The following is a 16565-nucleotide window of genomic DNA, read 5'->3' as shown; positions in this document are numbered from 1 at the left end:
GACATGAAATTCGCAACAAAAGCAATACACGCAGGGCAGGAGCCCGATCCAACTACAGGCGCTATCATGACGCCGATATACCAAACCTCTACCTACTGGCAAAAATCGCCGGGGGATAATAAGGGGTATGAGTATTCGCGCGGTACCAACCCAACCCGTAAGGCGCTGGAAGATTGCTTAGCGGCTTTGGAAAACGCAAAATACGGACTGGCATTCTCCAGCGGCATGGGTGCAACCGATGCCGTAATGAAACTCCTTTCGCCCGGCGATGAGGTAATTACCGGTAACGACCTCTACGGCGGCTCGTACCGTATCTTCACCAAAATATTCGCCAACTACGGCATCAAATTCCATTTCCTGGATTTGAAAGACCCGGAGATCATAAACCAATACATCAACGATAAAACCAAACTCATCTGGATAGAAACGCCTACCAACCCTACGATGCAGGTGGTGGATATAGAGGCTATCGGCAAGATCAGCAAGGCCAATAATCTGCTTTTCGTGGTGGATAATACCTTTGCTTCGCCATACCTGCAAAACCCGATTGATTTGGGTGCCGATGTAGTAATGCATTCGGTAACCAAATACATCGGCGGTCACAGCGATGTGGTGATGGGCGCCCTGATGCTGAACGACGAGGAGCTGTACAAGAAGCTGTGGTTCATTTACAATGCCTGCGGAGCTACTCCCGGGCCTATGGATAGCTTCCTGGTACTTCGGGGCATCAAAACCCTGCACCTGCGTATGAAGGCCCACTGCGAGAACGGCAGGGCTGTGGCCGAGTTTTTAAAAGATCACCCAAGGGTAGAGAAAATATACTGGCCGGGCTTCCCCGATTCGCCGAACCACGAGGTTGCCAAAAGGCAGATGCGCGATTTTGGCGGCATGATTTCTATCGTTTTAAAGGATGCCGACCTGCAGGAAACCTTCCGCATCGCGGGGTCTTTTAAAGTATTCTCCCTGGCCGAATCATTAGGCGGCGTAGAATCCCTCATCAACCACCCCGTGAGCATGACGCACGGCAGCATCCCCAAAGCCGAGCGCGACAAAGCCGGCGTGGTAGATAACCTGCTACGACTGAGCGTAGGGGTAGAGGATATCGAAGATTTGCTGGAGGATTTGAAACAGGCGCTGGCTTAAATTAGAGCCAAGAGATAAGAGGCAAGAATCAAGAAAGGCAAAAAAGTCTTATCTCTTGATTCTTGCCTCTTGATTCTATTACAATGAACGATAACCTCAAAGCTTTCCTCGACCAAAAAGTCTCCCAATACAACCGCCCCGAATTTATCGCTAACGACCCGGTGAGCATCCCGCACCTGTTTACCAAAAAGCAGGATATCGAGATCATGGGCTTTTGGGCGGCAACTCTGGCCTGGGGGCAGCGGGTTACCATTATCAATAAGTGCAAAGAACTCATTACCTTGATGGATGGCGCGCCTTACGATTTCATCATCAACCACGAAGAGCCGGACTTAAAGAAGCTGCTCCATTTTAAGCACCGCACCTTTAACGATATCGATACGCTGTACTTTATTTCGTTTTTCAGGCACCATTATACTTACCATCAGTCATTAGAAGAAGCATTTGTACCGATGGGCACAAATGCAAATCAAAGGTTCCCCCTTCAGGGGGCGGAGGGGGCTCTTGACCATTTCAGGAGCTACTTCATGTCGCTTCCCGATTTCCCAAACCGCACCAAAAAACACGTTTCCTCTCCCTCGCAAAAATCTAGCTGCAAACGGCTGTGCATGTTCCTGCGCTGGATGGTGCGGAAGGATGAGCAGGGCGTAGATTTTGGGATTTGGAGCCGTATCAGTCCGGCAGAGCTGGTTTGCCCCTGCGATTTGCACGTAGACCGGGTTGCCCGAAAACTCAAACTCATCACCCGCAAACAAACCGACTGGCAAACCGCCCTCGAACTCACCCAAAACCTCCGCGAACTCGACCCGCTGGACCCTGTTAAATATGATTTCGCGTTGTTTGGGCTGGGCATTGAGGAAAGGTGGGGCTTGGAGGGTATATTGCCGGAGTTTTAGTGATTGAATGATTTCACCGATTAGTTTGATTTCACTGATTAGTGATTATCTTTAATCCATGCTACCCGCCGCCGACCTTCAGCTATCTGCTTCCCCAATTTAATTGCTTTTTAAATTAATGATTGTTAAATTTGATTATGACTACAGTAACCGTAAACATACCAGACGATAAAGACCTTCAGGCCTTAGAGGACGTGTTGGCACGCTTTGGCTTGTCATACACAGTTGATGAAGAGCCGGATTACCTTTTTTCAGAAGCGGAGATCGATATGTTGCTGAAACGGAAGCAGGATTTCATCGATGGCAAAACTACCGCGCGCGATTGGAAGGATATTGAAGACGACCTTAACCGTGCCTACTCTTAAACTTCTTAAGCAAGCTGAGCTTGAAGTGAAAGAAGCTTGTGATTGGTACGAGGAACAACAGAAGGGGTTATCGCTTAAATTCAGGAAAGCCCTTAGATACACTTTAGGCATTATAGAGGCAAATCCACTACTATATGCACAAAAATATAAAGGCGATTTACATTTCGCTCCTTTAAGGAAGTTTCCATTCATAGTTATTTATTGGGTTGATTTAAATTTGAATACGATAAATGTTGTATCAGTATTTCATACAAGGCGCAATCCAAACCAATTTGAATAACATCACAACATGACACCCGCCGACGACCGCCAACTATCTGCCTTCCTCACAGGTAAATCAGAATACACCCTGATGCTGTTCCATCATTTTATTGCAGAGTTCAGCAAAGTGGGGGATATACAGGTGGAGGCCACCAAAAGCATGATAGGCATCTCCAACAGCCACAAGCGTATTGCATGGGTAACGCAGTTGGGGAAAAGCTTTATCCATGTGGTATTCCCCTTTAAACAAGAATACCCGGATAACCTATGCTTTCAGAAAATAGCGCAGGTGCCGGGGCAGCAACAGTTTAACCATCATTTCAGGATGCTTGCGCCGGAGGATTTGAATGAAGAAGTGCTTGCGTTTATGAAGCTGGCGTATAATGAGGAAAACATCAGATAATTAGGGGGGCGAAAATCGGCGTAATCAATTCCAAATCGGTGCAATCCCGGTTTCAGTAAACTTAGCACTTTCTTTATCTTTGCCTGCAAATCAATATGCCCACACTGTGATCAATGTAAATAACATTTCCGTATCATTTGGCGGAACTACCCTGTTCAGCGACGTAACTTTCCCCATCAACGAGAACGATAAGATAGCCCTGATGGGCAAAAACGGGGCCGGTAAATCTACCATCCTCAAAATTATTGCCGGCGAAGCCAAACCAACCACCGGGAGTGTTACCGGCCCTAAAGAGGCGGTAATTGCTTATTTGCCGCAGCATTTGTTCACCGAAGACAAGGTGACCGTTTTTGAAGAAACCATGAAAGCTTTTGCCGAGGCGAATAAATTGCAAAAGGAACTGGATGAGGTGAACGAACAGCTCACTATCCGCACCGATTACGACAGTGACGACTACATGAAGCTGATCGAAAGGGTATCGGAACTGAGCGAGAAAGTTTATTCGGTAGAAGATACTAATTATGATGCTGAGGCAGAAAAAGTACTTAAGGGCCTGGGCTTCGAACGCAAGGATTTTACCCGGCAAACCTCGGAGTTTTCGGGCGGCTGGCGGATGCGCATCGAACTGGCCAAGATCTTGCTGAAAAAACCGGACCTGATCCTACTGGATGAGCCGACTAACCACATGGACATCGAAAGTATCCAGTGGCTGGAAGACTTCCTCATCAATTCGGCCAAGGCGGTGATGGTGATCTCGCACGACAGAGCATTTGTAGATAACATTACCAACCGCACCATCGAGGTGACCATGGGCCGCATATATGATTACAAAGCCAAATACAGCCATTACCTGCAATTGCGTGCCGACCGCCGGGTACACCAGTTAAAGGCCTACGAGGAGCAGCAGCGTTTTATTGCCGATAACCAGGAATTTATCGACCGCTTCAGGGGCACCTACTCTAAAACCCTGCAGGTACAATCGCGTGTGAAAATGCTGGAAAAACTCGCGGTTATTGAGATAGACGAAGTTGACACTTCGGCATTACGGCTGAAATTTCCGCCCTCACCGCGTTCCGGTCAATACCCGGTAATTGTAGAAGACCTCACCAAAACCTATGGCGACCACGTAGTATTTAAAAACGCCTCTATGGTGATCGAGCGTGGCGAAAAGGTTGCTTTTGTGGGCAAGAACGGTGAAGGTAAATCTACCATGATCAAAGCCATAATGAACGAGATTGAATTTGAAGGGAGTTTAAAGGTTGGCCATAATGCAAAGATCGGGTACTTTGCCCAAAACCAGGCTGCATTGCTTGATGGCAACTTAACGGTATTTGAAACCATTGACCAGATCCCTTTAACCGATAGCTCGCTCAAGATCAAAGACCTTTTAGGCGCATTCATGTTCAGCGGCGATGATACCACCAAAAAAGTAAAGGTGCTTTCCGGAGGGGAGAGAACCCGTTTAGCCATGATCAAGTTGCTGTTAGAACCTGTGAATTTGCTGATACTTGATGAGCCGACCAATCATTTGGACATGAAAACGAAAGATATCATCAAGGATGCGCTGAAAGACTTCGACGGCACCCTGATTCTGGTATCGCACGATCGGGATTTCCTGGACGGGTTGGCAAAAAAAGTATTCGAGTTTGGCAATAAACGCGTTCGCGAACACTTTGAGGATATCAAAGGGTTTTTGGCCTACAAAAAAATGGATAGCTTAAAAGAGATCGAACAAAGCTAAAAAGCAATACCATATCTGTGGAATAAATTAGTGTTGATGGTAACCGCTAGGATGAAGAGTCTGTATCATAAATATATACAGTGTTAAACAACAAAACTAAATGTGGTCAAGATATGCTTTGTGCCCTTTGCGCTAAACGGTATGCTAATCTTTGCGGACTTTGTGGTTAAATTTTACCACAAAGTCCACAAAGGGAGAAACACAAAGGACACAAAGCCAAATTTATTTCGAGTGTTCCGCCTTTGTGGTTAAATTTTACCACAAAGTCCACAAAGGGAGAAACACAAAGGACACAAAGCCAAATTTATTTCGAGTGTTCCGCCTTGGTTGGTGTTGTTACCACCAACAAAGGCGCTAATAAACCTGCTTTAAAAGATGTTACAATTGCCAATGCCTTAACAAGGCACTTTTGCCATAGCTCTTACCGGGAAGGTACCTATACCCTTAAATTTTGGCGGAATAGCGCTAAAAGTAAAACCATGTGATGGAAGCAGGTGCAGGTTGCACATATGCTCTACAATTAAAATACCCGCTCCTAAAAGTGTTGTGTGCGTTGGCCTTGTACGGCCCGAGGTATCATCTATATTATGGCTATCAATACCTACCAGTTTTGCGCCACTATCCCGCAAATAAATGGCGGCCTCCTCAGTTACAAAAGGGTGATTATCGTAATACAGTTCTGTGTTCCAGTGTTCTGCCCATCCGGTATAAAGCAAAACCGCCTTGTTTTTTAATTCGTAATTCTTTAAGTGTGCTGCGGTAATGGCTAACTCATCCGTAAACGGCAACCCTACAACAATGGCATCCAGGTCGGTAAAGCATTCCAGGCCAATCTGAGAGAAATCCTTCCCATCTGCAAACCGATGAAAAGGACAGTCCATATAAGTGCCGGTATTGGTAACCATTTCAATTTTACCTATCTGGAATTCGGTACCTTCCTCATAAAATTTTTTAGAGTCTTCCCTGCTTAGGTAATCGCACACAATTGGCGCAGGCAAGCCTTTATAGGTTATCAAGCCATTTTCGATAGTGTGGCTTAGGTCGATAAATTTAGTGGCTGGTTGTTTGTCGGATGATTGCATAAAAGATGATAGCTAAGATATAAAACTTTGCTATTAGCCATATAAATTTCCGCCAGTGTTGAACCCCTCATTATACAGAATCACCAAACGTTCCCATGGAACGTAAGCAAACCGACATTTTTATTTCTACCAACCACACGTTCCTATGGAACGAAATTGCTTTCCTCATCCCTTCGGGATGTCTGGCTGGTAGAAAAACGCAACAATACCTATAACGTTCCATCAGAACGTTTGATTAAATCATCGGCCTGTCCATTCATGGGCTATTACGCTCAAAAGGGGAATCGAACAATCTATCGCGCGCATTATTATCGGATGTTAAAATCCGCTTCCCTCCAGTTTATCGTTTGTGATAACTTTTCGCTTATCAAAGTAATTGGGTTCTTTCTTCAAGATATAATACATCAGTACCGACCATACGAACGGTATCAATACAGCAAGGATAATATTTATCCACTTTTGTTTTTTGGTGAGGAGAATCGATTTTGCGATGCTTCTGCCCATGTAGCCAGCTAATAACAAATGGGTTATAATTGGTAAAAACACGAGAAGTAGCCTTAATATCATTTCTATTTAAAATCAGATAATGTGTGTTTTGTTTACTTGTTTTTGTCGGCCATGGCTTTAGTATAGCCGTAATTAATACTTACTAATTCATCCTCCCGGATTTTTCTGCTTTTCAGCTCTTCATAAATAGATACAATCTCGGTTTTGTTCGCTACACCAATTTTTACTACATTGTAGGTCCATATCATAATAGCTATTTCTCTGTTACTGGCAAATAACCCCGGTGCTATTTGCTTCCCGTCCATTTCGTGCCCTTTAATGAGCGTCCAGGTATCCAGCTTGCCTCCGTCTTTAGATTCGCTGATGATCTTGTTGCGAAGCGCAACCGCCGGTTTTGAAGTAGAGTCGGTAGCCGTGGTTTGAGCAGATGCTTTAACCGACAATACGATAAACAACAGTAGTAATATTCTTTTCATTGATGATGTTATAAACAAAATTGGTGCAATCTTCCCAAAATCAGCGTAATCCTACCTATGCTTCTTCCTTAAAATAAACCGTATGATAATTCGCCCTCTTTATTATCGTACGCCCGCCCACTATTTGCTCTGCTTAATCAATTCGATCAAAGCTTCTTTTACGTTGGGCAGCGACGTGCATACCCTTGGGTCCATGATGTTGCCGCCAAAACCAACCTCATCTTCAGATGCGGACGCTTCTAATTTAACAAGTTCCGCTTTTATGGGCCTGGGTTTGTAAGCCTGAAGCGCCCAAACGCACATTACTTTCATGAAACCTACGTTGTGTGGGTTGCCAATTTCGGCCAGCAGCGTTTTGGTGCTTTCATCGGTATCGTAAGCGCCTAAAGCCCTGGCAGCCGATATTTGGTTATGCAGGTTAGCGGTGTCCCTTAAAAACGGCAGCAACTGGTTGTAGTGCCCCGGTAAGTTAAGGTGATAGATGCATTCCAGCGCCACGTGTTGATTGAAGAATAGGTCTCCGTCTGCCTGGCTCAAACCGGCTGGTTTCATGGCTAAATATTTATCTACGAAGCCGTTGATGTACTGCGTATCATAACCCAGGCCATGGTAATTGTTGAAGATGGCCGTCATGGTTTTTTCGTAGGTGTCGCCGTCTACCAGGGCCTGCTGGTAGCTATGGCGATAGGTAGCCACAACATGGCCATTTTGCACCGCCGCATATCCGGTGGTGGGCGTGGCAATACAGTACTGTTTTTTATCGTTCAGGGTGAGGAAAAAGTAGCAGCTATCGACGTTTGCAAAATGGAACTCGGGCCCTTCGCCCGATGAGGTGCTGCAAAGGTTCAGGAGATAGAAATTGGTTATCTTGATTTCGCCCGAGAGGGCACTGCCGCCCAATTGCTTCAAGATACTGATGGTTACGCCCTTGGTTTCGTCGTAACCGGTAATTTTTGCCAGAACGAAGTATTGGGACTGCTTCACTACTTTGTTATGCCAGGGCTCGTCCCAGGTGGTGGCTTTGGCGGCAGCGCATATCAGTAAGAATAAGGCAATCAGCAGGGATTTTTGCTTAGGCATAAAATTGGGGGTTTAGATTTAGTATCTAAAATTAGGCAATTAACAATTGACCAACAAATTAAGATTTGGTCAGCACGTATTTTGTGGTCAATTTTTACCGCAAAGGCCACAAAGGGAGGACGCAAAGGACACTAAGCCAAATTTATTTCGAGTGTCCCGCCTTTGTTGGGGTTGTCTCCAACAAACCGCGATGTTTAAATGCAACGTATTTACCGTTTTGCTGTAACGGTGGAAAAATGTACGGGCATTTCGTTTAATAAAGGCACCCGGTAGGTCGCTGGTGACAACACCAACAACGGCGAAGAATTAAAACAGGCATTAGAAGATGGCGTGAAAGAAGATGCACCTCTTTTGAGAGACAAAGCTATTGCAGACCTTTCTGTGTTACCATCCTATCCATCTCATCCCGATGTCGTTAAGTTCAATAGGGCATTGTTTGAAAAAAATCCTAAATCTGCTTAAAAGAAACTGATTACTAAGTTGATCTTACCTTTAGCATTAAGCAAAATCTGTTTCAAACATTGGTTGGTGATTGTATAGTAAGATCAATCTAATGAACTAATAATAAGATGGTTTTGATATCTGCAATACATCGTGAAAGGGACGGGATTTCGTAAAAACGTTTCATTATTGCCTACTTTTGTATCACAACAGCTATTAATAATTGACTGAACTTTGTCATTATCAAACATTAAAAAATTACATAATGGCAAAAACAATTTTTATAACAGGCGCATCACGTGGATTTGGCAGAATCTGGGCACAAGCGTTTTTACAACGTGGCGATAACGTCGTTGCCGCTGTACGCAACCCCTACGCACTAAACGACCTGAAAAAGGAATTCCCCTCTAATCTATTGGTCTTAGAACTTGACGTAACCGATAGAGCGGTGAGTTTTGAATCGATCCAAACGGCAAGAACACACTTTGGCCGCATCGATGTATTGATCAATAATGCGGGTTTTGGACACATTGGAGCCGTAGAAGAATTAAGCGAGCAGGACGTAAGGTCACAGTTTGAAACCAATGTACTGGGTTCATTGTGGACCATTCAGGCGGTTCTGCCCATCATGCGAGAGCAGAAATCGGGACAAATCATTCAGCTTTCAAGTGCGTTGGGCCTTAATACGGTATCATTGATGGGACTGTACAGTGCATCTAAGTTTGCGGTTGAGGGCCTTACCGAAACATTGGCTGGCGAAGTAAGTGGTTTTGGTATTAAGGTAACCATACTCGAACCCGGTGGTTTCTCTACAGATTTCTTCGGCACCAATTCTCTGGCACTAAGTGCAACCGTAAATGCCTACGATGGCATAAGGAAGGATTTTTATGAGCATGCCAATGAACAGGATTCCGGTAATCCCGAGGCAACTGTCCAAGCTATTTTTAGCTTGGTGGATTCAGAAAATCCCCCATTACGATTGTTGCTGGGTAAAACCACCTACCCCTGGGTTAAACACACCTATGGAGAACGTCTTAAAACATGGGAATCATGGCAGGACGTTTCGGTGGCAGCACATGGTTAATACAAGTTTGAAATCAACGGAACCTGGATTAACCGGGTTCCGGTTTTTATAATTGCTTAAAATGGATCACTTTAAAAAAATAAGCGAACTGCACGAAGCGCTTGGAATAAAGCCACCAGAGCACCCGCTTTTTAGCGTTGCGTATGGTGAACGGGAGAGCTGTGACGGTAATAGTGTAATCGAATTTTCTTCGGCATTTTACATCATAGGTTTTAAGAAGCTGAAATCGGGCAGCATGCAATATGGAAAGACAAAATATGACCATGACCGTGGTTCGATGTCTTTTGTAAAGCCCCATCAAAAAGTGGTCTTTAAAAATGTGGAACTAGAGGAGAAGGGGTTTCTGATTCTTATCCATGAAGACTTTCTGCCGGGAACAGTGCTTTACAACGAAATAAAGAAATACGGTTATTTCGATTATGAAGTCAATGAGGCATTGCACCTCTCACCTTCCGAGGAGGACATCATATGGAATTTGTATTTCAGCATTGACAAAGAATACAACAATAACACCGATGAGCTGAGCAAGGCCATCATCGTTAGCCATCTCGACTCCATGCTTAAATATGCACAGCGCTTTTACAAAAGGCAGTTCATTAACCGCACACAATTAGCTGGCTCCACAATTACCAAGTTCAATGAATTGCTCACAACTAACTTTGAGGAAAGAAAAATAAAAGAAATTGGATTACCCACAGTGGCGCTAATGGCAGAAAAGCTAAATATATCTTCCCGCTATTTAACTGATCTGTTAAAGGAAGAAACGGGAAAAACGGCACTGGAGCTGATTCATCTTTTCCTGATTGGTGAGGCAAAAAACCTATTGGCGGAAGGGGAATTGAATGTAACAGAGATCTCACATTTACTTGGGTTTGAAAACACAACATATTTTTCCCGACTTTTTAAAAAAGAGGTAGGCACTTCTCCCAATAAGTTCAAAGAACACTTCTTAAATTGACAGGAACCGTTCCGCGATGTTTAAATGCAACGTATTAAACGTTTTGCTGTAACGGTGGAAAAATGCGCAGGCATTTCGTTTAATAAAGACATCCGGTAAGTCGCTGGTGACAACACCAACAACTGCGAAAATTTTCCCGGTTTTTGTGGAGCGTTTATAGCACAAATCAGTTGCTATTTAAAATCTTTCATTCGGCTTTGCATGAATTTTTAATGAATATTCTTGCAATATACTTGATTTATCACGAACTTTGTAAAAAGCAAAAGAAATGTCAACGCTGGAAAAACTTAAAGCGCATTTGCAGGAAGGGCAGGTTTATCGCAGAAATGACCTTGTAAAATGGTCAAGGTCGGTGGATAGGCATTTGCATGCCTTATTGGAAGAAGGCGTATTGCAAAAATTATCACAGGGCGTTTATTATTATCCTAAAAATTCCACTTTCGGCAAAACCCCTCCAGAAGAAGAAAATTTAGTGCGCTCTTTCCTGAAAGATGACCGGTTTTTGCTGACTTCCCCGAATCTTTATAATACATTAGGTATAGGGACTACTCAACTATATAATCAGCGTACCGTTTATAATCATAAACGGCATGGCAAATTCAAATTGGGCAACCGTACCTTTGATTTTCAGCTTAAACATCATTTTCCTGAAAAGCTGACACCGGAATTTCTGCTTGTTGACCTCGCCGGTAACTTAAATAAACTGGCTGAAGACCAGCAGCAAGTGTTAACCAACGTTTTATCAAAGGCTAAAGGCATGAATAAAACTGAACTTCAACAGACCCTTGACCGATACGGAAACGGCAAAGCTAAAAGATTATTGACCCCTGTGCTGGTATAAAAAATGGCTGAATATCTTCATGAACACCCGGAATTTCGGGAACTGCTTCGCATATTGGAAGATGAAACAGGCATCCAGGCCGCTTTGATTGAAAAGGACTATTGGATTATGCATGTGCTGTATGGCTTACAGTCGCAGGGCTATGATTTTGAATTAAAAGGGGGAACCTCGCTTTCTAAAGGGTACAAGATTATTGAGCGTTTTTCAGAAGATATCGATATTCATATTAAGCCGCCGGAAGACCAAAAGGTCAATGAGAACCCTAAAAATGAAAAACCTGCCAATGTAGCGGCACGTAAGAATTTTTATGACTGGCTGGCTGAAGATATTAAGATCGATGGTATTGTGCGGGTAGAACGTGATACAGACTTTGATAATACCAAATCTTATTCCAGTGGCGGCATACGCTTGTTTTACAACAATTTCATCAATCTGGTAGCGGGTGTCAAGGAGGGGATTTTGTTGGAAGCCGGTTTTGACCGGGTAACGCCCAATGAAAAAGTAATGATCAGTTCCTGGGCATATGACCGGGCGGCAGCCCAGGGTGTCGAGGTCATTGATAACCGCGCAAAGGACATCGCCTGCTATCATCCCGGCTATACATTTGTTGAAAAATTGCAAACCATTGCGACCAAATTCCGGCGGGAAATAGAAACCGGCAATACAGGCGTAAATTTTATGCGGCAGTATTATGATGTTTACAGCCTGCTCGGCCGGGAAGATGTTTTGGCATTCATTGGTACACCAGAGTATATGGTCCATAAGGAAGAACGTTTCCCTAAGCCTGACTTTGCTACACCGGTAGCGCAAAACGAAGCCTTTCTTTTAACCGACTCATCAGTAAGGATTTCATTCAAAAAACGATATGCGGATACGGCGGCGCTGTATTATAATGGGCCACCGGATTTTGATGTGTTACTGGCACGGATACACCAGTATATCGACAAATTATAGAGGACTATATTTCGCTTTTACCCTGCTTGCGCCGTTCTTTGATCCGTTCAATAATGCTTATATTGTTTTTTGTTACTATTTTGTAACTCAAATCCTATAACTCGATGATAATCAACGCTACTGTGCTTTCTGTATCGGTAGGTAGCCAAAAAAAGTTTCTGTCCCCGCAAAAAAGTTTCTGTCCCCGTCTCCTCAATGCTATTAAGTTAAGGGAAAGCCGTAGGGTTAATTTCACGCAAAGTCGCGAAGGCGCAAAGAATTTTAAGCTTTTACTTTGCGGTCTTGGCGGCTTTGCGAGATAAAAAATCTTAACTCGATAGCATTGAGGAGGCCCTGCGAAAACATTAAGTTGGCTCAAACTATTTTAGTGCAATGCCAAATGACAACCCCATAACTTAATCGATGCTATCTACGTATCGCCCAACAAACTTGCCTTTATTTATCACCCAGGCTACATCGTAGCCGCCGGCGCCATCGCTGTTGCCGGGCATGTATAGATAGATATTTCCCTTTTTATCGAAAAACAGGTTAAGGTTTGCTATCCGCGGCTGGTAAATGTCGCTGAAAGCAGCCATGGGGATATTGACAGGGTTGTTGTTAACGATGAGGATAATATTACTAATCTCCATAGAGGGCAAATCGCCATCTACGCCCCAGGGTTTCTTGCCGTCCACCTTATCTACGAACAGTTTATTGCAATTGCTGCAGCCATCGTTGCTGCGGAGGATCTTATGTTTTTTTGCGTTGAACGGAATAGTAGTAACCGATAGGTAAATGGAATCGCTTTTGATGCTGAGCTTGTTTTTGGAAATGCGGTAATTGGTTTTATTGAGCCTGACATGCGGGAGCAGGGACAAAGGGGTCGCGTTTTTACGATATACGTATCCGCTTAAATATTTTGCGGTTTTTGCAGGCTTCAGTTCCGCTTCATCCGGCGACTCTACTTCGTTTTTACTATCGAAGGCTACATATACCCAGTTTTTGGCGGCTTGCTCGTCGGCAAATAAAAACAGCTGCCCATCGTACAGTTTGCCGGCTATTTTAGATTTGATGCTTTTATCGGTGCGCACATTTACGAATCCGTCGGGGTCGTTCACTATGGCCAGTTGCGCCCTGGCCGAAACACTAACAAACACCAGTAAACAGGCTATCAGGAGTTTCATAGGCCGCTTTTTTTAGTAAATATAAGTGCTTAGGCCTCCTCTTTAAAATAAACCTTATAAAAATTCATGGCTTTATCATCATCAAAGCCTTTCTCTATCAGTTTATTGTCGCCGTGGATATAGATATGGAAGTTCTTATCCAGCTTCAATACGCTTTTGTAAACGCGGGCTTGTTTTTTTACCGCGTTGCCCGATATCTCGAAACTATCGCCAATGGGGTTGCCGAATTCCTCCTCGCATTGGTTCTTGAAATTCTTGAAAGAGGTGATGGCCTCGGGATTGCTGATGACCTCCTCGCTGAATTCGTCGAGGTCGAAAGTCTCCTTTTCCTTAAAGTACTTCATCGATCTGTTCAGCAGGTCTATTTTATCGGCCTTGCTCATATCAAATTCATCGTCGAGTTTTTGGGTAACGAAGTTTTTGTAGATGCCCATCGTATTATTGGTACGGTTGAAGCTGTCGTTGCGTATTTGGAGTTGCAGGAACTCATCCTTCCAGTAAACGGCAGCATCCTGCCCGCCGGTTGCTTTATCAACCACCACCACTTTGTAGCCGTTTTCTTTTTCGATATTGAAGATGAGCACACCTTTATCCAGCTTGTTGATGTTGATGGCATCCTGCTCATAATCAACCGCGAAGCCGCCTTTATCGGGGTAAACCTTCAGGTAAGTTTCCTTATTTTCAGATTTGAAGATGCCGATGCAATCCAGCGCGTTGCCTTCTATCTGCACCTGGTTAAAATACACCACATAAAGCTCGCCGCCCTTGATGTTGGGGTGGGTGCTCACCTTGTACAGGTGTTTGGCAATCTGCTCAGATGCTTCCTGGAATTTCTCCTTATCCTCAAAAGCCATGGTAGCAAAGTGGTGCAGCTCGTTCAGGGCCAGGTCGCCGCTGCTGTGCATCAGGTGGTAAACCTCGTTGGCCTTCTCAAAAGGCTTCAAAAAATACTGCATCAACAGGTTGGGGATGATATCATCCTTCAACTCCAGGGGCACGTCAGATAGGGAATACATCTCGTTTTGCGACTGGTTACCCACATGGTGCACCGAAATTGTATCAAGCGAAGCTTCGAAAAAAGTTACCATAATTAGGGCGAAGGTAAATATTTGTCATGGAGTCACTGGGCCATTAAGTCATTATTTTTGAAGCCGGCTTATGAAATAGAGTCTATTTGTAAGTGTTTCATTACATTTTTTATCATTTTAGCTATTTTATATAAATTGCTGATAATGAATATTTTGATGATTGTATTTAAAGAACAGGGATGTCCCAAAGTGTTTCACTGATTTTGTTTAAAGCGCTGATAATCAATAATAATCAAAAACAAGGTGTCCCACTCGCAAAGTGGGACACTTTAATATCCGGTTGCTTGCCCCGTTCACGCTAAATAGCGACTTTTGCACTGGGTGGTTGGCAATGACCCAATGACCCAATGACCCAATGACCAACGAAACAGAAACTATCGTAGCACTTGCCACCCCCAACGGAATCGGGGCAATAGGGGTTATCCGCCTTTCGGGGCCGGAAGCTATTACTATTGCCCAAAAGGTTTGGAAAGGAAAAGACCTGACCAAACAGGCATCGCATACGCTGCATTTTGGCCGCATCATGGATGGCGAACTGGAACTTGATGAGGTAGTGGCATCGTTGTTTGTGGCCCCGCGGTCGTACACCCGCGAGAATGTGGTAGAGATCTCCTGTCACGGCAGCAATTATATCATCGAATCCATCATTAAGCTGTTCATCAAAAACGGTGCACGCTCTGCTAAAGCAGGCGAGTTTACTTTACGGGCCTTCCTGAACGGTCAGCTCGATCTTTCGCAGGCGGAAGCTGTTGCCGACCTGATAGCATCAAACTCCAAAGCATCGCAGCAAATTGCCCTGCAGCAATTGCGGGGTGGCTTTAGCAACCAACTCAGCATCCTGCGCGATCAGCTGGTAGCTTTTGCTTCCCTTATAGAGCTGGAACTTGATTTTGCTGAGGAAGACGTGGAGTTTGCCAATCGCGATCAGCTGAAAAAGCTTATCCACGAGATCACGAAAGTGATAGGCAGCCTGATACAATCCTTTGAGCTTGGCAATGCGATTAAAAACGGCGTAAATACGGTAATTGCCGGTAGGCCTAATGCGGGTAAATCAACACTGCTGAATGCTTTACTCAACGAAGAACGTGCCATTGTTAGCCATATCCCCGGCACTACACGCGATACTATAGAGGAAGTACTGAACATCAAAGGTATCAATTTCCGCCTGGTAGATACCGCCGGCATCCGCGAGGCCACCGATGCTATTGAGCAAATAGGAGTACAGCGCACCATGGAAAAAATTAGCCAAAGCGCGCTGCTGTTATACGTTTTTGATGCCGAACAGATAACCGCTGAAGAACTGCAAAGTGATTTAGAAAGCCTGCAAAAACCCGGCGTGGCCATGCTTATTGTTGCTAATAAGGCCGACTTGTTAACCGAATTGCAAATTACCAGCCTGCCAAAGGACGCCATTGTGATCTCGGCAAAAGAAAAGCAACATATAGATGAGTTAAAGCAAAAGATCTACGCCTCCGCAATAAAAGAAAACCTTACCGGCCACGAAACCCTGGTAACCAACATCCGCCACCTCGAAGCCCTGCAAAAAACGGAAGAAGCCCTCATCAGGGTGCTGGGTGGAATAGATAGCGTAACATCCGACTTCCTGTCGATGGATATTAAACAAGCCCTGCATTACTTAGGCGAAATAACCGGCGCAGTTACAACAGACGACCTGCTGGAGAATATATTTAGTAAGTTCTGTATCGGCAAATAGTCGATATAACTAATTGATTATCAATTAGTTATTTATTAAAGACAAAAAGTAAAAATCACTATTTTGATTTCTTAAATACCATGTTATCAGAAGGTTATAAATAAGACCAATTGGTATATTTATAATTTTTGTTACTAATAGAAAGTAATTCTGTTGCTTTTTTGGTTCCCAAAGTACCTTTTGTTCCTCACTTTTCAGTGTCATGTAAATCGTTGTAACTATCGATAACTAAATAGCATTAAATGACACTAAATGTTACAAAACACTACAATTTTAGGGAGATACAACGACCGATATCTTTGCGATGATTTGTTGGGGCGGGTGTTATGTGGATAATTAAATTGTAGAAATTTAAAATACATGAGTTC

Annotated in this window: 17 protein-coding genes; 11 read left to right on the top strand and 6 right to left on the bottom strand. The window is 44.0% G+C overall.

What is annotated here, in order from left to right; all coding sequences use genetic code 11:
* Positions 1–3: 3 nt before the first annotated feature.
* The 6 genes from AC1DYT_RS21125 to AC1DYT_RS21100 all read left to right on the top strand — a co-directional run bounded on the left by AC1DYT_RS21125 (position 4) and on the right by AC1DYT_RS21100 (position 4809).
* Positions 4–1143, top strand: a complete 1140-nt coding sequence (locus AC1DYT_RS21125) for a cystathionine gamma-synthase (RefSeq protein ID WP_477471506.1) — start codon at positions 4–6, stop codon at positions 1141–1143.
* A gap of 83 nt (positions 1144–1226) precedes the next feature.
* Entirely contained in the window at positions 1227–2039 is an 813-nt protein-coding gene (locus AC1DYT_RS21120) for a TIGR02757 family protein (protein ID WP_477471505.1), read from the top strand.
* Positions 2040–2176: 137 nt separating this feature from the next.
* Entirely contained in the window at positions 2177–2404 is a 228-nt protein-coding gene (locus tag AC1DYT_RS21115; RefSeq protein ID WP_477471504.1) for a hypothetical protein, read from the top strand.
* Positions 2391–2684, top strand: coding sequence for a type II toxin-antitoxin system RelE/ParE family toxin (locus tag AC1DYT_RS21110; protein WP_477471503.1), 294 nt, complete (start codon positions 2391–2393; stop codon positions 2682–2684). Before AC1DYT_RS21115 ends, AC1DYT_RS21110 begins: the two co-directional genes overlap by 14 nt.
* A gap of 9 nt (positions 2685–2693) precedes the next feature.
* Positions 2694–3068 carry a DUF5655 domain-containing protein gene (locus AC1DYT_RS21105; RefSeq protein ID WP_477471502.1) on the top strand — a complete coding sequence of 125 codons (375 nt, stop codon included), beginning with the start codon at positions 2694–2696 and terminating at the stop codon, positions 3066–3068.
* Positions 3069–3174: 106 nt separating this feature from the next.
* Positions 3175–4809: an ABC-F family ATP-binding cassette domain-containing protein gene (locus AC1DYT_RS21100; RefSeq protein ID WP_477471501.1), complete on the top strand. Its 1635-nt coding sequence runs from the start codon at positions 3175–3177 to the stop codon at positions 4807–4809.
* 395 nt (positions 4810–5204) lie between these two features.
* On the opposite strand, the gene AC1DYT_RS21095 is transcribed toward AC1DYT_RS21100, so the two are convergent.
* From AC1DYT_RS21095 to AC1DYT_RS21080, 4 genes are all read right to left on the bottom strand, one after another.
* Positions 5205–5891, bottom strand: a complete 687-nt coding sequence (locus AC1DYT_RS21095) for a cyclase family protein (RefSeq protein WP_477471500.1) — start codon at positions 5889–5891, stop codon at positions 5205–5207.
* 318 nt (positions 5892–6209) lie between these two features.
* Positions 6210–6395, bottom strand: a complete 186-nt coding sequence (locus AC1DYT_RS21090; protein ID WP_477471499.1) for a hypothetical protein — start codon at positions 6393–6395, stop codon at positions 6210–6212.
* 95 nt (positions 6396–6490) lie between these two features.
* Entirely contained in the window at positions 6491–6874 is a 384-nt protein-coding gene (locus tag AC1DYT_RS21085) for a hypothetical protein (protein WP_477471498.1), read from the bottom strand.
* Positions 6875–6994: 120 nt separating this feature from the next.
* Complete coding sequence (locus tag AC1DYT_RS21080; RefSeq protein ID WP_477471497.1) at positions 6995–7954, bottom strand: hypothetical protein; 960 nt, start codon at positions 7952–7954, stop codon at positions 6995–6997.
* A gap of 706 nt (positions 7955–8660) precedes the next feature.
* Here AC1DYT_RS21080 and AC1DYT_RS21075 point away from each other — a divergent pair.
* The 4 genes from AC1DYT_RS21075 (at position 8661) to AC1DYT_RS21060 (ending at position 12232) form a co-directional block, all read left to right on the top strand.
* Positions 8661–9479, top strand: coding sequence for an SDR family NAD(P)-dependent oxidoreductase (locus AC1DYT_RS21075; RefSeq protein ID WP_477471496.1), 819 nt, complete (start codon positions 8661–8663; stop codon positions 9477–9479).
* Between the two features lie 61 nt (positions 9480–9540).
* Complete coding sequence (locus AC1DYT_RS21070; RefSeq protein ID WP_477471495.1) at positions 9541–10437, top strand: helix-turn-helix domain-containing protein; 897 nt, start codon at positions 9541–9543, stop codon at positions 10435–10437.
* A 268-nt stretch (positions 10438–10705) separates the two neighbouring features.
* A complete protein-coding gene (locus AC1DYT_RS21065; RefSeq protein ID WP_477471494.1) occupies positions 10706–11278 on the top strand; it encodes a DUF6088 family protein in 573 nt (190 codons plus the stop codon).
* A 3-nt stretch (positions 11279–11281) separates the two neighbouring features.
* Complete coding sequence (locus tag AC1DYT_RS21060; protein WP_477471493.1) at positions 11282–12232, top strand: nucleotidyl transferase AbiEii/AbiGii toxin family protein; 951 nt, start codon at positions 11282–11284, stop codon at positions 12230–12232.
* Between the two features lie 395 nt (positions 12233–12627).
* Here AC1DYT_RS21060 and AC1DYT_RS21055 read toward each other — a convergent pair whose 3' ends face one another.
* Together AC1DYT_RS21055 and AC1DYT_RS21050 are read right to left on the bottom strand one after the other, a co-directional pair.
* Positions 12628–13395: a hypothetical protein gene (locus AC1DYT_RS21055; protein WP_477471492.1), complete on the bottom strand. Its 768-nt coding sequence runs from the start codon at positions 13393–13395 to the stop codon at positions 12628–12630.
* A 29-nt stretch (positions 13396–13424) separates the two neighbouring features.
* Positions 13425–14483 carry a nucleoid-associated protein gene (locus AC1DYT_RS21050; protein ID WP_477471491.1) on the bottom strand — a complete coding sequence of 353 codons (1059 nt, stop codon included), beginning with the start codon at positions 14481–14483 and terminating at the stop codon, positions 13425–13427.
* Positions 14484–14838: 355 nt separating this feature from the next.
* Here AC1DYT_RS21050 and mnmE point away from each other — a divergent pair, with 355 nt between their 5' ends.
* Positions 14839–16197 carry a tRNA uridine-5-carboxymethylaminomethyl(34) synthesis GTPase MnmE gene (mnmE, locus tag AC1DYT_RS21045; RefSeq protein WP_477471490.1) on the top strand — a complete coding sequence of 453 codons (1359 nt, stop codon included), beginning with the start codon at positions 14839–14841 and terminating at the stop codon, positions 16195–16197.
* The last annotated feature ends 368 nt before the right edge of the window (positions 16198–16565 follow it).

The sequence above is a fragment of the Mucilaginibacter sp. P1_D10 genome, from assembly GCF_056406215.1.
The sequence above is the reverse complement of the archived record's forward strand: the minus strand, read 5'-3'. Positions and strand labels throughout refer to the sequence as shown.